Origin of the sequence: uncultured Methylobacterium sp. (genome assembly GCF_964244095.1) — a bacterium.
In the GTDB taxonomy this organism is placed as follows: domain Bacteria; phylum Pseudomonadota; class Alphaproteobacteria; order Rhizobiales; family Beijerinckiaceae; genus Methylobacterium.
The window spans coordinates 21,155-39,951 of record NZ_CAXTHR010000023.1 but is presented as its reverse complement, the minus strand read 5'-3'; the positions used below and the strand labels follow the sequence as shown (position 1 = coordinate 39,951).

The 18,797-nt window shown below is 72.3% G+C and carries 16 protein-coding genes; 9 read left to right on the top strand and 7 right to left on the bottom strand.

Annotated features, from left to right (window positions below; translation table 11 throughout):
* Both oxc and oxlT read right to left on the bottom strand, forming a co-directional pair.
* A partial coding sequence (gene oxc, locus ACFE86_RS06005) for an oxalyl-CoA decarboxylase (protein WP_375454412.1) occupies positions 1-1,276 on the bottom strand: 1,276 nt, incomplete at its 3' end.
* Between the two features lie 319 nt (positions 1,277-1,595).
* Positions 1,596-2,921, bottom strand: coding sequence for an oxalate/formate MFS antiporter (gene oxlT, locus ACFE86_RS06000; protein ID WP_375454411.1), 1,326 nt, complete (start codon positions 2,919-2,921; stop codon positions 1,596-1,598).
* 395 nt (positions 2,922-3,316) lie between these two features.
* Between oxlT and ACFE86_RS05995 the strand changes: the two genes are divergently transcribed.
* From ACFE86_RS05995 to ACFE86_RS05955, 9 genes are all read left to right on the top strand, one after another.
* Positions 3,317-3,784 (top strand): (2Fe-2S)-binding protein, encoded by a 468-nt coding sequence (locus ACFE86_RS05995; RefSeq protein ID WP_375454410.1) that lies wholly within the window; start codon positions 3,317-3,319, stop codon positions 3,782-3,784.
* A gap of 11 nt (positions 3,785-3,795) precedes the next feature.
* The gene (locus ACFE86_RS05990) at positions 3,796-5,985 is read left to right on the top strand and encodes a molybdopterin cofactor-binding domain-containing protein (RefSeq protein ID WP_375454409.1); all 2,190 of its coding nucleotides are present in this window, start codon (positions 3,796-3,798) and stop codon (positions 5,983-5,985) included.
* Positions 5,982-6,266: a c-type cytochrome gene (locus ACFE86_RS05985; protein WP_375454408.1), complete on the top strand. Its 285-nt coding sequence runs from the start codon at positions 5,982-5,984 to the stop codon at positions 6,264-6,266. The genes ACFE86_RS05990 and ACFE86_RS05985 overlap by 4 nt, the downstream gene beginning before the upstream one ends.
* Positions 6,263-7,534 carry an FCSD flavin-binding domain-containing protein gene (locus ACFE86_RS05980; RefSeq protein WP_375454407.1) on the top strand — a complete coding sequence of 424 codons (1,272 nt, stop codon included), beginning with the start codon at positions 6,263-6,265 and terminating at the stop codon, positions 7,532-7,534. The genes ACFE86_RS05985 and ACFE86_RS05980 overlap by 4 nt, the downstream gene beginning before the upstream one ends.
* Positions 7,531-8,016: a sulfur oxidation c-type cytochrome SoxX gene (soxX, locus tag ACFE86_RS05975; RefSeq protein ID WP_375454406.1), complete on the top strand. Its 486-nt coding sequence runs from the start codon at positions 7,531-7,533 to the stop codon at positions 8,014-8,016. Before ACFE86_RS05980 ends, soxX begins: the two co-directional genes overlap by 4 nt.
* 8 nt (positions 8,017-8,024) lie before the next feature.
* Positions 8,025-8,498, top strand: coding sequence for a SoxY-related AACIE arm protein (locus tag ACFE86_RS05970; RefSeq protein WP_375454415.1), 474 nt, complete (start codon positions 8,025-8,027; stop codon positions 8,496-8,498).
* A gap of 4 nt (positions 8,499-8,502) precedes the next feature.
* On the top strand, positions 8,503-8,823 hold the full coding sequence (locus ACFE86_RS05965; RefSeq protein ID WP_375454405.1) for a thiosulfate oxidation carrier complex protein SoxZ: 321 nt from the start codon (positions 8,503-8,505) through the stop codon (positions 8,821-8,823).
* 11 nt (positions 8,824-8,834) lie between these two features.
* A complete protein-coding gene (soxA, locus tag ACFE86_RS05960) occupies positions 8,835-9,617 on the top strand; it encodes a sulfur oxidation c-type cytochrome SoxA (protein WP_375454404.1) in 783 nt (260 codons plus the stop codon).
* Positions 9,618-9,691: 74 nt separating this feature from the next.
* The gene (locus ACFE86_RS05955; protein ID WP_375454403.1) at positions 9,692-10,786 is read left to right on the top strand and encodes an OpgC family protein; all 1,095 of its coding nucleotides are present in this window, start codon (positions 9,692-9,694) and stop codon (positions 10,784-10,786) included.
* A gap of 13 nt (positions 10,787-10,799) precedes the next feature.
* Here the strand turns inward: ACFE86_RS05955 and ACFE86_RS05950 are convergent, their stop codons facing one another.
* From ACFE86_RS05950 to ACFE86_RS05930, 5 genes are all read right to left on the bottom strand, one after another.
* Positions 10,800-13,223, bottom strand: coding sequence for an MASE4 domain-containing protein (locus tag ACFE86_RS05950; RefSeq protein ID WP_375454402.1), 2,424 nt, complete (start codon positions 13,221-13,223; stop codon positions 10,800-10,802).
* A 181-nt stretch (positions 13,224-13,404) separates the two neighbouring features.
* Entirely contained in the window at positions 13,405-16,323 is a 2,919-nt protein-coding gene (locus ACFE86_RS05945; protein WP_375454401.1) for a bifunctional [glutamine synthetase] adenylyltransferase/[glutamine synthetase]-adenylyl-L-tyrosine phosphorylase, read from the bottom strand.
* Positions 16,324-16,643: 320 nt separating this feature from the next.
* On the bottom strand, positions 16,644-16,778 hold the full coding sequence (locus tag ACFE86_RS05940; protein ID WP_375454400.1) for a hypothetical protein: 135 nt from the start codon (positions 16,776-16,778) through the stop codon (positions 16,644-16,646).
* A gap of 511 nt (positions 16,779-17,289) precedes the next feature.
* Complete coding sequence (locus tag ACFE86_RS05935) at positions 17,290-18,357, bottom strand: sensor histidine kinase (RefSeq protein ID WP_375454399.1); 1,068 nt, start codon at positions 18,355-18,357, stop codon at positions 17,290-17,292.
* Complete coding sequence (locus tag ACFE86_RS05930) at positions 18,354-18,767, bottom strand: response regulator (RefSeq protein WP_375454414.1); 414 nt, start codon at positions 18,765-18,767, stop codon at positions 18,354-18,356. The genes ACFE86_RS05935 and ACFE86_RS05930 overlap by 4 nt, the downstream gene beginning before the upstream one ends.
* Positions 18,768-18,797 lie beyond the last annotated feature (30 nt).

The following is an 18,797-nucleotide window of genomic DNA, read 5'->3' as shown; positions in this document are numbered from 1 at the left end:
CGCGGGCGAGATCGAGGGTGTTGGCGCCCTCGTTGACGAGGATCGCGTCCGGCCGCTCCTTGATGATCGTGCGCAGCACGCCGAGCGCGCCGTGGAAGTCCATCGGCGTCGAGTTCTTCAGGAGGCGCTGGCCCATCTTGGCGATGTTGACCTCCTTCTTCGCCTTGATCGTGTCGGTCCAGGCCGACGGCGGCGCCTGCCATCCGCCCTTCATGCCGTCGAGGAGTGCTGCGACGCAGGAGCCGATGTCGCCGACGACGGGCGCCACGATCTCGACGTTGGAATCCATCTCCTTCGGCTCGATATCGATCTGGATGAACTTCTTCGAGCCCGGCGCGCCCCAGGTCTTGCCCTTGCCGTGCGAGAGCAGCCAGTTGAGGCGGGCGCCGATCAGCAGCACCACGTCGGAATCCTTCAGCACCGTCGAGCGCGCGGCGCCTGCCGAGAGCGGGTGCGTGTCCGGCAGCAGGCCCTTGGCCATGCTCATCGGCACGTAGGGGATGCCGCTGGTCTCCACGAGCGCGCGGATCGCGTCGTCGGCCTGCGCGTAGGCCGCGCCCTTGCCGAGGATGATCAGCGGGCGCTCGGCGCCCTTCAGCACGTCGAGGGCGCGCTTGATCGCCGAAGGCGCCGGGATCTGGGCGGGCGCCGGGTCGATCACCTTGACCAGCGACGCCGCGCCGGCCTGCGCGTCCATCACCTGCGAGAACAGCTTGGCCGGCAGGTCGAGGTAGACGCCGCCGGGCCGGCCCGAGCAGGCGGCGCGGATCGCACGCGCCACGCCGATGCCGATGTCGGCCGCGTGCAGCACGCGGAAGGCCGCCTTGCACAGGGGCTTGGCGATGGCGAGCTGGTCCATCTCCTCGTAATCGCCCTGCTGCAGGTCGACGATCTCGCGCTCGGAGGAGCCCGAGATCAGGATCATCGGGAAGCAGTTGGTGGTGGCGTTGGCCAGCGCCGTGAGGCCGTTGAGGAAGCCCGGGGCCGACACCGTGAGGCAGATGCCCGGCTTCTGGGTGAGGAAGCCGGCGATCGCCGCCGCGTTGCCGGCGTGCTGCTCGTGCCGGAACGAGATCACGCGGATGCCCGCGGCCTGGGCGAGCCGGCCGAGATCGGTGATCGGGATGCCCGGCACGCCGTAGATCGTGTGGATGTCGTTGAGCTTCAGCGCGTCGATGACGAGGTGGAACCCGTCCGTCAGCGCGGGCTGCGTGTCGGCCTCGGCCGTGTTCACGTCGGCGGTGTCGATATCGATGACTTGAGCGAGTGCGGACATCTCGGCCTCCCTGAGTTTCGGTGATGGGGCCGTCCGAGGTGTTGATCTCGGACGGCCCGAAGCGTGACCCGCGCGTGGCAAGCGGTGGCAAGGGTCGGTGAAGGAGTGTTCCCGCCGGTCCGGCCCACCGTCAATCACGCGGCAACGGTCGAAGTCGATCGGGGCATTCGTGGCGATGCCGCAGGTCTTCGCAAGCCTGCCGGCAACGGATGGGTCGGTTTCGGGGGCGCGAGGCCGCCGACGGTCTTGCTAGAGCCGTTTCCATGATCCGAATCGGGCCTGGAACCGGAGTCCGGCGTGACGGAGCCGGGGTTTTGTCTCAGGGGCGGCGCGCATCGCCTGCGCTGCCCAAGCCGGCATCGGACGATGCGGACCATTCCCCTTTGGGGGCCACCGCGGCGGCGTCCAGGGCGAGGTAGCGCGCCCGCATCGGCTTCAGGACGAAGATCGCCAGGGTCGCCGCGGTGAGGTTCAGCGCGACGATCACGCCGAAGACGGCATACCAGCCGTAGGCCGCGGCGACCAGGCTGCCGAAGGGCACGAGGAACGCGGCCGTGCCCTTGGCGGTGTAGAGCAGGCCGGCGTTGCTTGTGGCGAACTTCGAGCCGAAGGTGTCGCCGCAGGTCGCGGGGAACAGCGAGTAGATCTCGCCGAACACGCCGAAATACACCGCGGTCGCCAGCACGAAGACGATCGGGATAGTGCCGTAGCTGAGCAGCATCAGCACCGCGAAGGCGGCGGTGGAGAACGCGATGAACATCGTGTTCTCGCGCCCGATCTGGTCGGACACCCAGCCGAAGAACGGCCGCCCGAACCCGTCGAAGATCCGATCGAGGGAGATCGCGAAGGTCAGCGTCGCCATCGTCAGGCCGAACAGGCTGACGGGGACGTCGGCGACCTTGAAGTCGTGGGCGATCGGCGCGATCTGGGCCGCAGCCATCAGGCCGCCGGCGGCCACCATCACGAACATTGCGTACATCACCCAGAACACCGGGGTCCGCACGGTCTCGCCCGGGGTCCGGTCGACCTGGCTCTGGGGCAGGTTGAGATGCTTGCGCCGCACCGGGACCGCAACCGCGGGCTTGCGCAGGAACACCGAGAGCAGGACCACCACCGCGCCCTGGATCAGGCCGAAGGTGAGGAAGGCGCTCTGGTAGCCGCTCGTCGCGATCATCTTCGCGATCGGCACCACGGTGACCGCGGCGCCCGCCCCGAAGCCGGCGGCGGTGGCGCCCGCGGCGAGCCCCCTGCGGTGCGGGAACCACTTCAGCGCATTGCCGACGCAGGTCCCGTAGACGGAGCCCGCCCCGATCCCGCCGACCACCGCGCCGAGATAGAGCAGCGTCAGAGAACCGGCATAGGCGTTGATCACCCAGGCCAGCGCGATCATCACGCCGCCGAACGCGACGACAATGCGCGGCCCGTAACGATCGACGAACCAGGCTTCGACCGGCACCAGCCAGGTCTCGGTGGCGACGAACACCGTGAAGGCGAGCTGGATCGCGGCACGGCCCCAATGGTGCTCGGCGTCGATCGGATCGACGAACAGCGTCCAGCCGTATTGCAGGTTGGCGATCATCGCCATGCACAGCACGCCAAAGGCGAGCTGCCACCATTTCGCCGATGGGGCGTCCTGAGTTTCCATGCCGAGTTCTCTCCCGCGGCGACTCTGCGATCGCGTGGGCGCATCATGCATCGATTTTCCAGGCATGCAATATACCAGGACGAAATCGGACGAAGAAACGTACTATCGTGCGTGAGCGTCAGGCTTCGCCGGCGCGGGCGGATGAGGCTTCGGATCGGCCGCCGAAGCGAGACGCCGGCCGGGCGCGGGAACCCGGCACGGCCGCGTCCCGAGCGTCATTGCCGCCAAATTGCCGCCAAGTGGACCGCGGTTTGGAGTGGGTCCGATCAACGCGGTCGGGCACGGCCGTAGCGACGTCGATGCCGCGGCGCGGCAGCGGGCCGGGAGCGGGATTTTTCCCGCAGGGACGTATACGCTCGGGTCCGAAGGCCCGGGGCCGGCGGTTGGAGGAAGTGATGGTGCGTCTCACTATCAACGGCACGGTACGCGAGGTCGATGCCGAGCCCGACACCCCGCTCCTCTGGGTGATCCGCGAGCAGGTCGGCCTCACGGGCACGAAGTACGGCTGCGGCATCGCGCAATGCGGAGCCTGCACGGTCCATCTCGACGGCGCCGCCGTGCGGTCCTGCTCGATCCCGCTCTCGGCGGTGACGCCCGACCAGAAGATCGTGACGATCGAAGGCTTGGCGCCGGACGCCGCGCATCCGGTGCAGAAGGCCTGGGCCGCCCTCGACGTGCCGCAATGCGGCTTCTGCCAGCCCGGCATGATCATGGCATCGGCCGCGCTGCTCGCGCAGAACCCGAAGCCCAGCGAGAGCGAGATCCGTTCCGAGATCACCAACATCTGCCGCTGCGGCACCTACAACCGTGTGCTCGCCGGCATCAAGCTCGCCGCCGAGGGCGGCCAGTCCGGCCGCGGCTGAGGGAGGGATCGATGAGCCTCGACACGCATCCGGCCGCCCGCCCCTCGCGCCGCGGCCTCCTCGTCGGCGCGGCAGCCGCCGCCGGCGGGTTCAGCCTCGGCTTCCACGTTCCGTTCGCCGAGGCGGCGCCCGCCCCCGGCATTGCACCCGAGGTCAACGCCTGGGTGGTGATCCATCCCGACGAGACCGTGGTGATCCGCGTGGCGCGCTCGGAGATGGGCCAGGGCACGCTCACCGGCCTCGCGCAGCTCGTGGCGGAAGAACTCGGCTGCGACTGGTCCCGCGTGACCACGGAATACCCGACGCCGGGCCAGAACCTCGCGCGCCAGCGCGTCTGGGGCGATTTCGGCACCGGCGGCAGCCGCGGCATCCGCGAGTCGCACGCCTATGTCCGCAAGGGCGGCGCCGCCGCCCGGATCATGCTGGTCGAGGCGGCCGCCAGGGGCTGGGGCGTCCCGGCCGCCGAATGCCGGGTCGAGAAGGGCGTGATCGCCCACGCGGCCTCCGGGCGGACCACGACCTACGGTGCGGTCGCCGCCGAGGCGGCGAAGATCGCCCCGCCCAAGGACGTGGCGCTGAAGGACCCGCGCGACTGGACGATCGCCGGCAAGCCGCTGAAGCGCCTCGACACGCTGCCGAAGCTCGACGGCAGCCAGGTCTACGGGCTCGACCTGACGATGCCGGGGATGCTGAACGCCGCGATCCGGGACTGCCCGGTCACCGGCGGCACGGTGAAGAGCTTCGACGCCAGGGCGGTCGCGGGCATGCCGGGCGTGAAGCGCGTCGTGCAGGTGGGCGACACGGGCGTTGCCGTCGTCGCCGACACGTTCTGGCGGGCGAAGACCGCGCTCGATGCGCTCGCGATCGTCTGGGACGAGGGGCCGAACGCGCAGGTCTCCAGCGCGAGCATCGCCGCGATCCTCCGCGCGGGGCTCGAGGCCGAGGACGCCTATGTCGGCAACAAGGCCGGCGACGTCGCGGCCGCCCTGGCCGGGGCCGCGACGGTGGTGGAGGCCGATTACGGCGTGCCGTTCCAGAACCACGCGACGATGGAGCCGATGAACGCGACGGCGCTGTGGACGCCGGAGCGGTGCGAGGTCTGGACGCCGACGCAGAACGGCGAGGCCGCGCTCGCCGCGACCGCCGAGGCCGCCGGCCTCTCGGCCAGGAACTGCGAGGTCTACAAGATCCATCTCGGCGGCGGCTTCGGCCGCCGCGGCGCCACCCACGACTGGGTGCGGCAGGCGGTGCTGATCGCGCGGGAGATGCCCGGCACGCCGGTCAAGCTGATCTGGACCCGCGAGGAGGACATGACGCATGGCCGCTACCACCCGGTCACGCAGTGCCGGATGCGCGCGGGCCTCGATGCGGACGGCACCGTCACCGGCCTGCACATGCGCATCTCGGGGCAGTCGATCCTGGCGGCGATCGCGCCGCAGCGGATGGTGGACGGGCGCGATCCCATCACGTTCCAGGGGCTGAACCCGGGCGGTCCGGAGGGGAGCCTCGGCTACGCCATCCCCAACGTGCTGATCGACCACGCCATGCGCAACCCGCACATCGTCCCGGGCTTCTGGCGCGGCGTGAACCTCAACCCGAACGCGTTCTACCTCGAATGCTTCGTGGACGAACTCGCCCACGCCGCGGGCCAGGACCCGCTCGCGTTCCGCCGGAAGATGATGGCCTCGTACCCCAAGCATTTGGCGGTGCTCGATGCGGTGGCCGACAGGATCGGCTGGGGCACGAGCCCGCCCGCCGGCGTGCATCGCGGCATCGCGCAGATCATGGGCTTCGGCAGCTACGTCGCCGCCGCCGCCGAGGTCTCGGTGAGCGCCGACGGCGCCTTGAAGATCCACCGCATCGTCGCCGCGACCGACCCGGGCCACGCGCTGAACCCGCAGCAGATCGACGCGCAGATCGGCGGCTCGTTCGTCTACGGCCTCTCGGCGGCGCTCCACGGCGAATGCACGGTGAAGGACGGCCGCATCGAGCAGACGAACTTCGACACCTATCCGGTCCTGCGCATGGACGAGATGCCCGTGGTGGAGACGATCGTGATGCCGTCGGGCGACTTCTGGGGCGGCGTCGGCGAGCCGACGATCGCGGTGGCGGCGCCCGCCGTCCTCAACGCCGTGTTCGCCGCCACCGGCAAGCGGGTGCGCCAGTTGCCCCTCAGGAACACGGACCTGCGGCGCGCATGAGGGGAACGCAGGTCGCCGCGGCGCTGGTTCTCGTCACGGTCGCCGGGCACGCCTCGGACCTGCGGGCGCCACCCGGCGCGTCGTCCTGCACCGGCTGCCACGCCACCGGTGCCGCGATGGGATCGCTCGACGGGCGTCCCGAGGCGGAGATCGCGGCGCTGCTCGCAGCCTATCGCGCCGGCGAGCGGCCCGCCACGATCATGACCCGCATCGCGAAGGGGTTTTCCGAACCCGAGAGCCGCGCCATCGCGGCGTGGTTCGCCGCTCGGACGGCGCGATGAGGTGCTGCGGGAACACCCGCCGGGCGACGCGCCGCGGCTTCCTGGCGGCCGCGGCCGGGCTGGCGCTGGCCCGCCCTACCCTCGCCGGGACGGCGCCGAGGGTCGTGGTGGTCGGCGGCGGCTTCGGCGGTGCGACGGCGGCACGGGCTTTGGCACAAGCCGGAATCGACGTCACCCTGGTCGAGGGCAGCGCGACCTACACCGCCGGCCCGTTCAGCAACGCGGTGATCGCCGGTCTGCAGCCGATCGCGGCGCAACGCTTCGGCTACGATCGTCTCGGCGCGGCCGGGATCACGCTCGTGCGGGCGACGGCGACCGGCATCGATCCGGCCGGGCGGCGCGTGACGCTCGCGGACGGATCGGGCCTTGCCTACGACCGCCTCGTGCTCGCGCCCGGCATCGACCTGCGCTTCGACGCGCTGCCGGGCTACGACGAGGCCGCCGCCGCGGTGATGCCGCATGCGTGGAAGGCCGGCGAGCAGACGCTGCTGCTCGCCCGGCAACTCGACGCGATGCCGGACGGCGGCACGGTGGTGATCGCGGTTCCCGCCAACCCCTATCGCTGCCCGCCCGGCCCCTACGAGCGCGCGAGCCTGATCGCGCACGTCCTCAAGACGCGCAAACCCCGCTCCAAGCTGATCGTCCTCGACGCCAAGGACGCGTTCTCCAAGCAGCGCCTGTTCCAGGCGGCCTGGGCCGCGCTCTATCCCGGTCTGCTCGAATACGTGCCGCTCGCCGCCGGCGGGCAGGTCACGGCGGTCGATCCGGCGGCGATGACGGTCCAGACCGATTTTGCCACCTACAAGGCCGACGTGGCGAGCATCATCCCGCCGCAGCGGGCCGGCCGCATCGCGGGGCTCGCCGGCGTCGCCGACCGCAGCGGCTGGTGCCCGATCGATCCGGTGACGTTCGAGTCGCGGCTCGTGCCGGGCATCCACGTGATCGGCGACGCGGCGATCGCCGGCGCGATGCCGAAATCGGCGTTCTCGGCCAACGCCCAGGCGAAGGTCTGCGCGCGCGCCGTCGCGGACCTGCTCGCCGGCCGCGCGCCCGAGGAACCGAAGCTCATCAACACCTGCTACAGCCTCGTCGCGCCGGGCAACGCGATCTCGGTCGCGGGCGTATTCCATCCGGTCGCCGGCATCCTCGCCGATGTCGAGGGTGCGGGCGGCACCAGCCCGCTCGACGCGCCGGATGCGGTGCGCGCGCAGGAGGCGGCCTACGCCGAGGACTGGTACCGGACGATCACCGCCGAGGTGTTCGGATGAGATCGGTGCTGGGCCGGGCCGCCTGCGGCGTGACGCTGCTCGCGACGGCGGCCGGGGCGACGGGATCGCCCGAGCCGCTGCGGCCCGTCGTCGTGGTGGGCGACGCGATCCCCGCCTCGCTCACGGGCACGCCCGGCGATCCGGCGCGCGGCCGGGCGATCGTCGGCGACCGCACCCGCGGGCTCTGCCTGCTCTGCCATGCCGGGCCCTTCCCCGAGGTGCGCTTCCAGGGCAACCTCGGGCCGGACCTTTCGGGTGTCGGCGCGCGCCGCAGCGCCGGCGAGCTTCGCCTGCGCCTCGTGGACGGCCGGCGCCTCGACCCGGAGACGATCATGCCGGCCTATTACAGCCTGGACGGGCTCGCCCGCGTCGGGACGGCATGGCAGGGCCGGCCGATCCTGGAGCCGGACGCGATCGAGGACGTCGTCGCCTTCCTGACGACGCTGCGCGACGCCGCGGGCACGGATCGGGCGGAGCCATGAGGGACGGGATGATGCGCCAGGATCGACCGGACGCGCTCCGCCGCCGGGTGCTGGCCGGCGCGGGGGCCTCCGCGCTGGCGCTCACGCTGCGCCCGGTCGCCGCCGCGGCCGCGGTGCGGGAGACGACCGCCGCGGCGATCCGGCGCTTCGCGGGCGACGCCGAGATCCGCCCGGGCCGGGTCGCCCTCGAGCTGCCGCCGCTCGTCGAGAACGGCAACACCGTGCCGGTCACGGTCACCGTGGAGAGCCCGATGACGGAGGCCGACCATGTCCGCCGCATCGGCATCTTCAACGCGAAGAACCCGCAGCCGAACGTCGCCACCCTGCATCTCGGGCCGCGCGCCGGGCGCGCCCGCGTCGCCGCGCGCATCCGGCTCGCCGACACGCAGCGCATCACCGCCATCGCCGAGATGAGCGACGGCACCTACTGGTCGGCGAGCGCGGACGCGATCGTGACGCTCGCCGCCTGCCTGGAGGGCTGACGCCTTGGCCCGCGCGCTGATCAACCTGCCCAGGACCGCCAAGGCCGGCGCGGTCGTCGAGATCAAGACCCTGATCGCGCATCCGATGGAGACCGGGTTCCGGCCGGGGCCCGACGGACGCATCCTGCCGCGCAACATCCTCACCGAGTTCGTCTGCCGCTACGACGGCACGGAGGTCTTCCGGGCCGAGCTGTTCCCGGCGACCGCCGCCAACCCGTACCTGACCTTCACGACGCTCGCGACGGTGAGCGGCACGCTGACCTTCACGTGGCGCGGGGACGGCGGCTTCGAGCAGACCGAGACCGCCGCCCTCACCGTGACCTGAGGGGCATCCGGATGCGGGCCGCCACCCTCCCTGCCACCCTCTTGGCGATGCTGTCGCTCGTGCCGGCGGCGCGGGCGGGCGGGATCGCCGCCGCGGAGAAGCGGTCGGGCTTCGATCGCCTGTCCCCCGAGATCCAACGGATGCAGCGCGATGACACCGCCAACCCCGGCATGCTGTGGGTCCAGGACGGGGCCGAGCTGTGGTCGCGGCCGCCGGCGCCGGGCAAGCCCGCCTGCGCCGGCTGCCACGGCGAGGCGGAGGCCGGCATGCGCGGCGTCGCGGCCCGCTACCCGGCCTGGGACGCGCGCACGCGCGCGCCGATCGACCTGGAGGGCCGGATCAACCAGTGCCGCACGCTGCGCCAGGACGCGGAGGCGCTGCCGCGGGAGGGCGCTGAACTCCTCGGGCTGACCGCGTTCGTCGCCCTGCCATCACGCGGGCTGCCGCTCGCCCCGCCCGACGACCCGCGCCTCGCACCGGCGCGGCAGGCGGGCCGGCAGCTCTTCGAGGGCCGCATGGGCCAGCTCGGTCTCGCCTGCGCGACCTGCCACGACGACAACTGGGGACGGCGGCTGGGGGCCGCGACGATCCCGCAGGGGCACGCCACCGGCTATCCGCTCTACCGCCTGGAATGGCAGGGCCTCGGCTCGGTGCAGCGCCGCCTGCGCAATTGCATGAGCGGGATGCGCGCCGAACCCTTCGCCTACGGCGCGCCGGAATACACCGCCCTCGAACTCCACCTCGCGCAGCGGGCGGCCCCGCTGCCCGTCGAGACGCCGGCGGTCCGCCCGTGAGTCGGCTGCCGGCCCCGCTCGGGCCTCAGCGCCCGGACGGAAGCGGAGCCGACGATCCGCCCCGAACCGCGCCCGTGACCGCGGCCGACGCGCGCAGGCGCGACCCGCGCGTCGACGTCCTGCGCGGACTTGCCCTGCTCGTCATCTTCCTCGATCACATCCCCAACAACGCGCCGGCCCTCGTCACGCCGCACAACCTCGGCTTCTCGGACGCCGCCGAGCTTTTCGTGCTGTTTGCCGGCTACTCCGCGATGGCCGCCTATGGCGGGCTGTTCCGGCGCAGCGGCACCGCGGAGACCCTGAAGCGCATCGCGCTCCGCTGCCTGCGCATCTACGCGTTCCAGGCAGCCCTCCTGCTCGCCACCCTGTTCATCGTGCGCGCGTGGATGGAGCTGACGGGCCTCGTCCCGCGCTTCGGCGTGGCGCCCCTGCTGCAGATGGGCCTGTGGTCCGGCCTGCTGCGCGGCCTCCTGTTGAACGCGCTGCCGAACTACCTCGACATCCTGCCGCTCTACATCGTGCTGCTGGCCGCCTTTCCGATCCTCTATGCCGGCATGCGCCGGAACGCCTGGGCGGTGCTCGGCCTCTCGGCCCTGGTCTGGGTGCTGGCGAACCTGAACCCGAGCCTCAACCTGCCCAACGCCGCGGCCGACGACGGCTGGTACTTCAACCCGTTCGCGTGGCAGTTCCTGTTCGCGATCGGGATGGCGCTCGCCGCCGTCACGACCGCGGGGACCGGCCTGCTGCCGCGCCGCGGCTGGCTCGCCGCCGCCTGCTGGATCTACCTCGCGGTCTCGCTCGCGCAGGCCGCGCCGTGGGCCGCCTGGGGACTGCCGGACCTCAGCCCGTTCGCGATGGCGCCCCCGGACAAGGGGCGCGTGGCGCCGCTGCGGCTCGTGCACGTCCTCGCGCTGACCTACCTGCTGTTCAGCTCGGGCCACATCCATCGCCTGGCGATGCATCCGCGCCTGTGGCCGCTGGAGGCGTGCGGGCGCCACTCGCTGGAGGTGTTCGCCCTCGGCTGCATGGCGGCGCTGATCGGGCGCATCGTGTATCGCACCTTCGGCCCGACCTGGCCGCTTCAGACCGCCGTGAACGCCGTCGGCCTCTTCGCGATGATCGCGCTCGCCCGCGCCTTGGACCGTCGGATGCGGTCGCGGCGGGCATGATGGCGCGCGCGGCTCAGCGCCGGCCCATGACGACGCGCAGCTTGTCGGCGAGATCCTCGCGCCGATAGGGCTTGTTCAGGAGCGGCAGGTCGGCGGGCAGGCCCTCGTCGCCGAGCGCCGACCCGGTGTAGCCCGAAGCGAGCAGCACCCGCAGCCCCGGCCGGAGCCGGCGCGCCTCGACCGAGAGCTGGACCCCGTTCATCCCGCCCGGCATCACGATGTCGGAGAACAGGATGTCGATGCGCTCCGGCCCCTTGAGGCGGTCGAGCGCCGCGGCGGCATGGGTCGCGGTGAGGGTACGGTAGCCGAGCTCGCCCAGGCTCTCGACCGCCATGTCGAGGACCGCCGGCTCGTCCTCGACCACGAGGATCACCTCGCCCTCCGTCGCGCGGCGGAGCGGCATCGGGCCTTCGAGGCGGGCCGGCGCGAGGCTTTCCGTCGAGTGCGGCAGGTAGATCGAGACCGTCGTGCCGACCCCGACTTCGCTCCGCAGCACGACCTGGCCGCCGCCCTGGCGGGCGAAGCCGTAGACCTGGCTGAGGCCGAGGCCGGTGCCCTTGCCGATGTCCTTGGTCGTGAAGAACGGCTCGAAGGCGTGGGCGGCGGTCGCCTCGTCCATCCCGAGGCCGGTGTCGGTGACCGAGACGTGGACGTAGGCTCCCGGCGCGAGGTCCGGCAGCGCGGTCCCCCGCTCCGGCGTCACGGTCAGGTTCTCCGTCCGGACCGAGAGCCGGCCGCCGGACGGCATCGCGTCGCGGGCGTTGACGGCGAGGTTGAGGATCGCGCTCTCGAACTGGCCGGGGTCGAGGCGGACCGGGTCGAGGCCGGCATCGAGGTCGAAATCCACCGCGATGGTCTCGCCGACCGCGCGCTGGAGCAGCATCCGGAAGTCCTTGAGCAGGCGGTTCGGGTTGACCGTCTCCGGGCGCAGCACCTGCCGGCGCGAGAACGACAGCAGCTTCTCGGTCACCTCGGCGCCGCGGCGGGCTGCGGTCATCGCCGAGGTCGCGAGGCGCTCGACCCGCTGGGCGTTGTCCGGGCGCCGCACGATCATGTCGAGGTTGCCGACGATGATGGTGAGCAGGTTGTTGAAGTCGTGCGCGACGCCGCCGGTGAGCTGGCCGATCGCCTCCATCTTCTGGGCCTGGTTCAGGCGCTCGTCCGCCTCGTGCCGCTCGGTGGTGTCCATGACGATCCCGGCCATGCCGGTCGCCCGGCCCGCGCCGTCGCGGTAGGCCTTGCCCTTGATCGCGACCCAGCGCGTCGCCCCGTCGCCGGCGCGCCGGATGCGGCATTGCAGGTCGAGGTGGCCGGTGGCCTCGGCGGCCGCGAAGGCGGCCTCGGCCGCCGCGCGATCCTCCGGGAGGACGTGGGCCAGGATCGCGGCCCGATCCCAATGCGGCTGGACGGCCTCGTAACCGAAGATCCGGTCGTGGCGCAGGGTCCGCCGCGAGGTTCCGGCGACGAGGTCGAGTTCCCAGTCTCCCATGGCGGCGGCGTCGAGGGCGATGGCGAGGTTGTCGCGCGCGAGCTGGAGTTCGGCGCGTTGGCGCTCGCGCGCCTCGGCGGTGCGCTCGGCCTGGCGGTAGAGCAGGTCGACCTCGCGCAGGTAGACGCAGAGCACGACGATCCCGGCGAACAGGGCCTCGATCCGGCCGGCGAACCATCCGACGGTGCCGCGCGCCGCGCCCGGCAGCGTGACGAGGTTGTCGAGCAGCAGCAGGAACAGGGAAACCGCGAGCCAGAGCTGGAGGACGCTGCGCAGGCGCGTCGTCCAGCACAGGGTCGCCAGCGCGGCGAGGGTGAGGACGACCACGGTGGGGCCGACGCCCGAGGTGGTGAGCGGCCAGTAGCTGTCGCCCTCGGCGCTCGCCGGGAGCCAGTCGACGCCGGCGACGACCCCGAACGTCAGCGCCGCGACGACGGCGACGACCGCGACCGCCGTCGCGGCGCCGGCCGGCAGGACCCGATCGGGGACGACGTGCCGCGGGCGGCCGTCGCCCTCCATGATCGCGTAAGGCAGGGCGAAGAGCGGCGGCCCGATGTGCCAGAGCGTCCACAGCCACGTCGTCGTCGCCGGGCCGGCGCCGAGGATGCGGCCCGCGCCGAACACGTTCGGGAAGGTCAGCAGCTGAACCGCGACGATCAGGGTGGTGTAGAGGCTGCCGGCCGCCAGGACGAGCAGGGCGACCGAGCGGGTGCGCCGGTACTGCGCGAAGAACAGGTAGGTGGTGAAGGCGTAGACCACGATGAGCGCGGCCTGGTAGCTCGGCACGAACCCCGGCATCGGCGCCATCGGCCGGGCGACGACGGGCAGCAGCGCGAACGAGAGTGCGGCGAAGGCGAGGCAGACCATCCCGGCGAACCGGCGCTGGCCTGTCCCCGGGGCGGCGGTGGCCAGCGTCGTCAGGTCGGCCGTCGCAGTCTCGTCGGTCACGGCGGCCTCCCACCGCGCACCTCCGATCCGGAGGAACGGGTCGGGCCATGGCCGAAGGATATTATCACACAGCGCGGCGCAAGCCTATCCGGGACCCGGCGCCCACCCGGCGCGCCGCTTCGCGCGACGACCCGCTTCCCCGCCACGGCCCGCCGCCGACCGCGCAACCGGCCTGCGGCCGTCATCGCGTCGGGCGTGCGAGGCCGGCGATGATCCGGCGGACCGCCCGTCGCCCGGCGTCGATCCGCGCGGTCAGGCTGCCCGCGCCCGGCGATCCCATCGCCGCCGCCATCCGCGTCGCCGCGCCCGGCGCGGGCTCGGCCGCCCCGTCCGCCCCGGTCAGCCGCTGCCAGTGATGCACCGCGTCGAACAGCCGGTAGGCTCCGGCGAGCCGTGTCGCGGCATCGACGGACAGGAGACCGTGACCGGCCGCCCGCAGCAGCACCGCGTCGGCGGTCAGGCCGACAAGGTCGCGATGCGCGTGGGCGTGGCCGAGGACGAGGGCCTGGGCGAGGAAGTCGAGATCGAGCAGCCCTCCCGGCGCGCGTTTGAGGTCGTGCGGTCCACGAGGCTCCTTGTCCCGCGCGACCAGGGCGCGCATCGCGCGCACGCTCCGGCAGACCGCCGCGGCGTCGCGCGGCCGCGCGACCGTCTCGCGGATCACCGCGGAGAGTTCGGCCGACAGGCTCGCATCGCCCGCGACCACCCGGGCGCGCGTCAGCACCATGTGCTCCCAGATCTCGGCCTCGTCGCGCTGGTAGGCCACGAAGCCCCGGAACTGGACCGCGGGCGGGCTGTGGTCGCCGCCCGGACGCAGGCGCAGGTCGACCGCGTAGAGGCCGCCGCGGCGGGTCGGAACGGTCAGCGCCGCGTAGAGCCGCTGCGCCAGGCGGTTGTAGGCGACGACCGCGTCGATGGCGCGCGGACCGGTGCTGGTGCGATCCCCGGGATCGAAATCGTAGACGACCACGAGGTCGAGATCCGACTCCGCCGTGAGCTGACGCGAGCCGAGGCGCCCGACGGCGAGGATCGCGCAGCGGCCCTTCGGCACGGTGCCGTACGCGGTGGCGAAGTCGCGCTCGATCGCGGCCAGACTCGTGGCGACGGCGGCATCGGCGATCGCCGCGTAGGCCGTGCCGGCCTGCTCCGGGGATATGAGCCCCGAGAGCAGCCGTGCGCCCGTGATGAAGCGCATCCGGCGCGCCGCGTCGCGGCTGCGGTCGAGGAACGTCTCGTGGCAGGGCGGGTCGCCGACCAGCGCCCGGTACTGGCCGCCGATCGCGCCCGCCTCCGTCGCCGCCGCGACGAAGTCGGCGTCGAGCACGGCATCGAGGACGTGCGGGCCGACCGCGACGGCGGCGGCGAGCCGCGGCGCGGTGCCGAGGATGTCGCAGAAGAGCGCGAGCAGGCGCTCGCGCGAGCGCAGGATCGTGAGCAGTTCGGCCGCCGCCGGCATGCGCGCGAAGGCGCTGTCGAGGGTGTTCAGTGCGGCATCCGGCTCCGCGGTCCCGCCCAGCGCCCGGAGGAGGCCCGGGAGGAGGTTCGTCAGCACCGCGCGCGCGCGGGCGTCGCGCACGGCCGGCCGGCGTCCGAAGTGCCAGCCCCGCACGGTCTCGACGGCGCGCCCGGGATCGCGGAACCCGAGGCGCGCCAGCGTCGCGAGGGTGGCCGGATCGGCCTCGGCGCCGGTGAAGACGAGGTCGCCGACCTCGGCCGACAGGCTCGGCGCCGTCTCGAACAGCAGGACGTCATGCGCCTGGACGCGGCCGGCATGATGGCGCAGCGCCGCCTCGAACGCCGCCCGCGTCGGGTAGCCGGCGAAGCGCGCGAAGGCGGCCAGCGCGTCGCCGGCCGGCGGCAGGCGCTGCGTCTGCGCGTCGCGCACCATCTGGAGGCGGTGCTCGACCGTGCGCAGGAACGCGTAGGCCGCGCCGAGCTCGTCGCGGGCGCGCCCGTCGATCCAGCCCGCGTCGGCGAGCGCGCCGAGCATCGCCACCGTCCCCGGGCCGCGCAGCTCCGGCTGCCGCCCGCCGAAGACGAGCTGCTGCGTCTGCACGAAGAACTCGATCTCGCGGATGCCGCCGCGCCCGAGCTTGATGTCGTGGCCGCCGACCGCGATCGCCTCGTGCCCGCGCACGACGTGGATCTGGCGCTTCATCGCATGGATGTCGGCGATCGACGCGAAATCGAAGTATCTGCGCCAGACGAACGGCCGGAGCTCGGCGAGGAAGCGTTCGCCCGCGGCGAGGTCGCCCGCGACGGGCCGCGCCTTGATGAAGGCCGCGCGTTCCCAGTTCTGCCCGAGCGACTGATAGTAGTCGAAGGCGAAGTCGGTCGAGAGCGCCACCGCCGTCGATCCGGGATCGGGCCGCAGGCGATAATCGACCCGGTGGACGTAGCCGTCGCCGGTGCGTTCCTCCAGGAGCTTGGCGATCCCTTGGGCGATCCTGGTAAAGAACGGCGTCGCCTCCGTTCCCGCCGCGAGCGGCGCGACGGCCGCGTCGAAGAACACCACGAGGTCGATGTCGCTGGAATAGTTGAGCTCGTGAGCCCCGAGCTTGCCGAGCCCGAGGACGACGAGGCCCGAGCGCGTCTGCGGCGCATCCGGTTCCGGCGGCAGGAACCTGCCCGCGGCCACCGCCTTCAGGAGCAGCGCGTCGGTCGCGGCCAGGACGGAGGCGTCGGCGAACCGCGACAGCGCCTTCGTGACGGTCGCCAAGTCCCAGAGGCCGCCGAGATCGGCCAGCGCCACGAGCAGGGCATGCTTCGTCCGGTTCCTGCGCAGGCGGCGGCCGAGCGCGGCGAGATCGGGGTCGCCGCCGCCGGCGCGCCCGGCCGCGCGCTGGCGCGCCGTGATCGTCGCGTCGGCGGCCTCGGGCGCCTGTTCGAGGAGGGTGCGGAAACGATCGGGCGCCTGCGTGACCAGCCGCCAGAGGAAGGGCGAATGGTCGGCGAGCCCGAGCAGGAGCGCGTGCACGGGCGGCGTGAGCAGGCCGGCGAAGGCGTGCTCCACGTCCGCGAGCCGGGCTGCGGCCGCTGCCGGGTCGTGAAGCGGCGGTGCCGAAGACAACCGTTCGCGCAACGTGCCGTAGGGCGGCATGGGTTCGGCCCGTGTTCTGCCGACCGGGAGGACGCGACCGCCGGCCCGAGGCCCGCCTGCGACGCGGCCGGCCTCATCGGGATGCGGTGTCGCGGGTCGGCGCCCGTCACCGGATGCCGACCACACGCCGTGAGGTCCGCCGGCCGACGATGCGATCGCATCCGCGAGCGGCCGGGTCCAGTGCTGCGAACGCGCGAAGAGCTTCGGCTTCGGTCGGCGGCGCTGGAAACCGGTCGGAGGCCGCCGCTCTTCCTCGGCCGGAGGCCGGGCGCGCATGCGGTCGATCGTCGTCCCCGCGTCGGCATCGCGGGCGCCGGCTATCAGCGTGAACCGGTGGCCGGGGCGGCCTGCGGGGTGCGATCGTCGGCCGGCCCGGTCTTCAGGACCGTGGCCACGATGCCGAGGACGGCCAGAAGCAGGGCGAAGGCGAAGACGGCGAACATCCAGCGGGGCATGGGAACGTCCGGTGTCGAGGTGGAAGCATCCCCCAGCTACGCCGCCGACGTGCACGCGGCTATGCATCGCGCCGCGTGATCGCGGCGGATCGCGCATCTTTCGCGATCCGCCTCCGGCCGCGCTCGGCATCGCCGGCGCAGACAAGGCGTCTCATACGGTTTCCGGTTGAATGCTTCGGCCGACGACAGGTCCGTTTTCCCGGACGGGTGGCGCGACAGCGGAACCCGATCCGGGACCGGGCACACGACGTCGCGAAGCGTCGAAACCCTTTGCGGTCGAACCTTGGCGCCGGTCGGATCGAGCCGCTGCACGGCCCTTTGTTTTGCTAAGCATCATTGCGCGAAGTGGCCGCCGGTTCGCGCGAAAAAAATGATGCGGCACCAAAGAGATCGAAGCAGGCATTCGTGGGGCGACCCACGAATGCCTGCTTAGGTCCCGGATCAGCTTCCGCTCACGCTCCAGGCGTCCGGGAAAACGGCGCGCGACGGAAACCTTCAGCCGGAAACCGTATCAGACCTGGAACTGCAGCACGGCGCGTGTGCCGACGCGGTCGGAGGCATAGCACAGCGCCGAGCGCAGGTTCGTCGCCATCGCCCGGGTGATGCGCGACCCGAGTCCCGTGCCGCGTGGCCGTCCCTCGCCCGTCCAGCCGATCCCGTCGTCCTCGACGGCAAGTTCCAGCGCGTCCGCGGACTGCCGACGAAGCTCGACCCGGATCTCCCCGACGGCGCCGTGGGGGTAGGCGTACTTGTAGGCGTTGGTCACCAGCTCGGTGACGACCACGCCGACCGAGACCGCCTTGTCGGTCGCCAGCCGCACGGGATCGGCGCGCAGCCGTATGACGTGGTCGCGGCCGGCCGCCTTCATGGAGACCTGCAATTCCTCGACCAAGCTGGCGAGGTAGGCGTCGAGCTCGACGGCCTCGACGTCGTCGGAGGTGTAGAGGCGGCGATGGATGCCGGCGATGGCCGAGATCCGCGCCTGCATCTCCTCCAGCGCGGCCTTCGCTGCCGGATCGGACACCGCATGCGTCTGCATGTGGGTCAGGGCCGCGACCAGGGCCAGCGAGTTCGCGACCCGGTGGTTGACCTCGCGCAGGAGCATGACGGCGCGGTCGCGCGCCTCGCGGACCTCGGCTTCGGCGCGCTCCTTGTCCCGGCGCAGCGCCTCCTGCCGCAGGGCCGTGTCGATCGCCTCGCCGAGCAATTCGCGGAACTGCCCCCGAACGTCCTTCCAGACGTAATCGACCGCGCCGGCCTTCAGCGCGGCGACGGCGACGCGGCTGTCCTCCGAGCCGGTGACGTAGATCACCGGCGGTGCATCGGGCAACGCCCGGATCGCCGGGAGGACGTCGAGCCCGGTCTGCTCCGGCATGTGATGGTCGAGCGCGACGACGTCGATGCCGCCCGACAGGAGCCGCGCCAGCCCCGCATCGCCGCTCGCCGCGTGCTCGACCGCGTAGCCGCGCGCGCCGAGCGCACGCCGGACGAGGCGTGCGAGTCCCGGATCGTCGTCGATGTAGAGGACGCGGGCGAGGGTCGCGGAACCGGCCGCCGCTTCGGTGGAGCCGTGGATCATGAATTCTCGGGCACCTGGATCACCGCGAGGAAAAGCCCGAGTTGCCGGATCGCGTTCGAGAAGCCCTCGTAGTTGACGGGCTTGGTGAGGTAGACGTTGGCGCCGAGATCGTAGCAGCGTTGGATCTCGCGATGGTCGTCGGTGGTCGTGAGAACCACCACGGGCGACCGTTTGGTATGCAGGTTGGCCTTCAGCTTCTCCAGGATCTCGAGGCCGGTCATGTCCGGAAGGTTCAGGTCGAGCAGGATCAGGAGGTGGCGCCGCGCGCTCGCCTCGCCCGATCCGTCCGGCCCGAGCAGGTAGGACAGTGCCGAGGTGCCATCGCGGAACGGAATGATCGCGTTGTTGACGCCGGCACGGCGGATGTTGCGCTCGATCAGCCGGGCGTGGCCCTCGTCGTCCTCGATCATCACGATGCTGACGGCGTTCAAGGCGCGCTC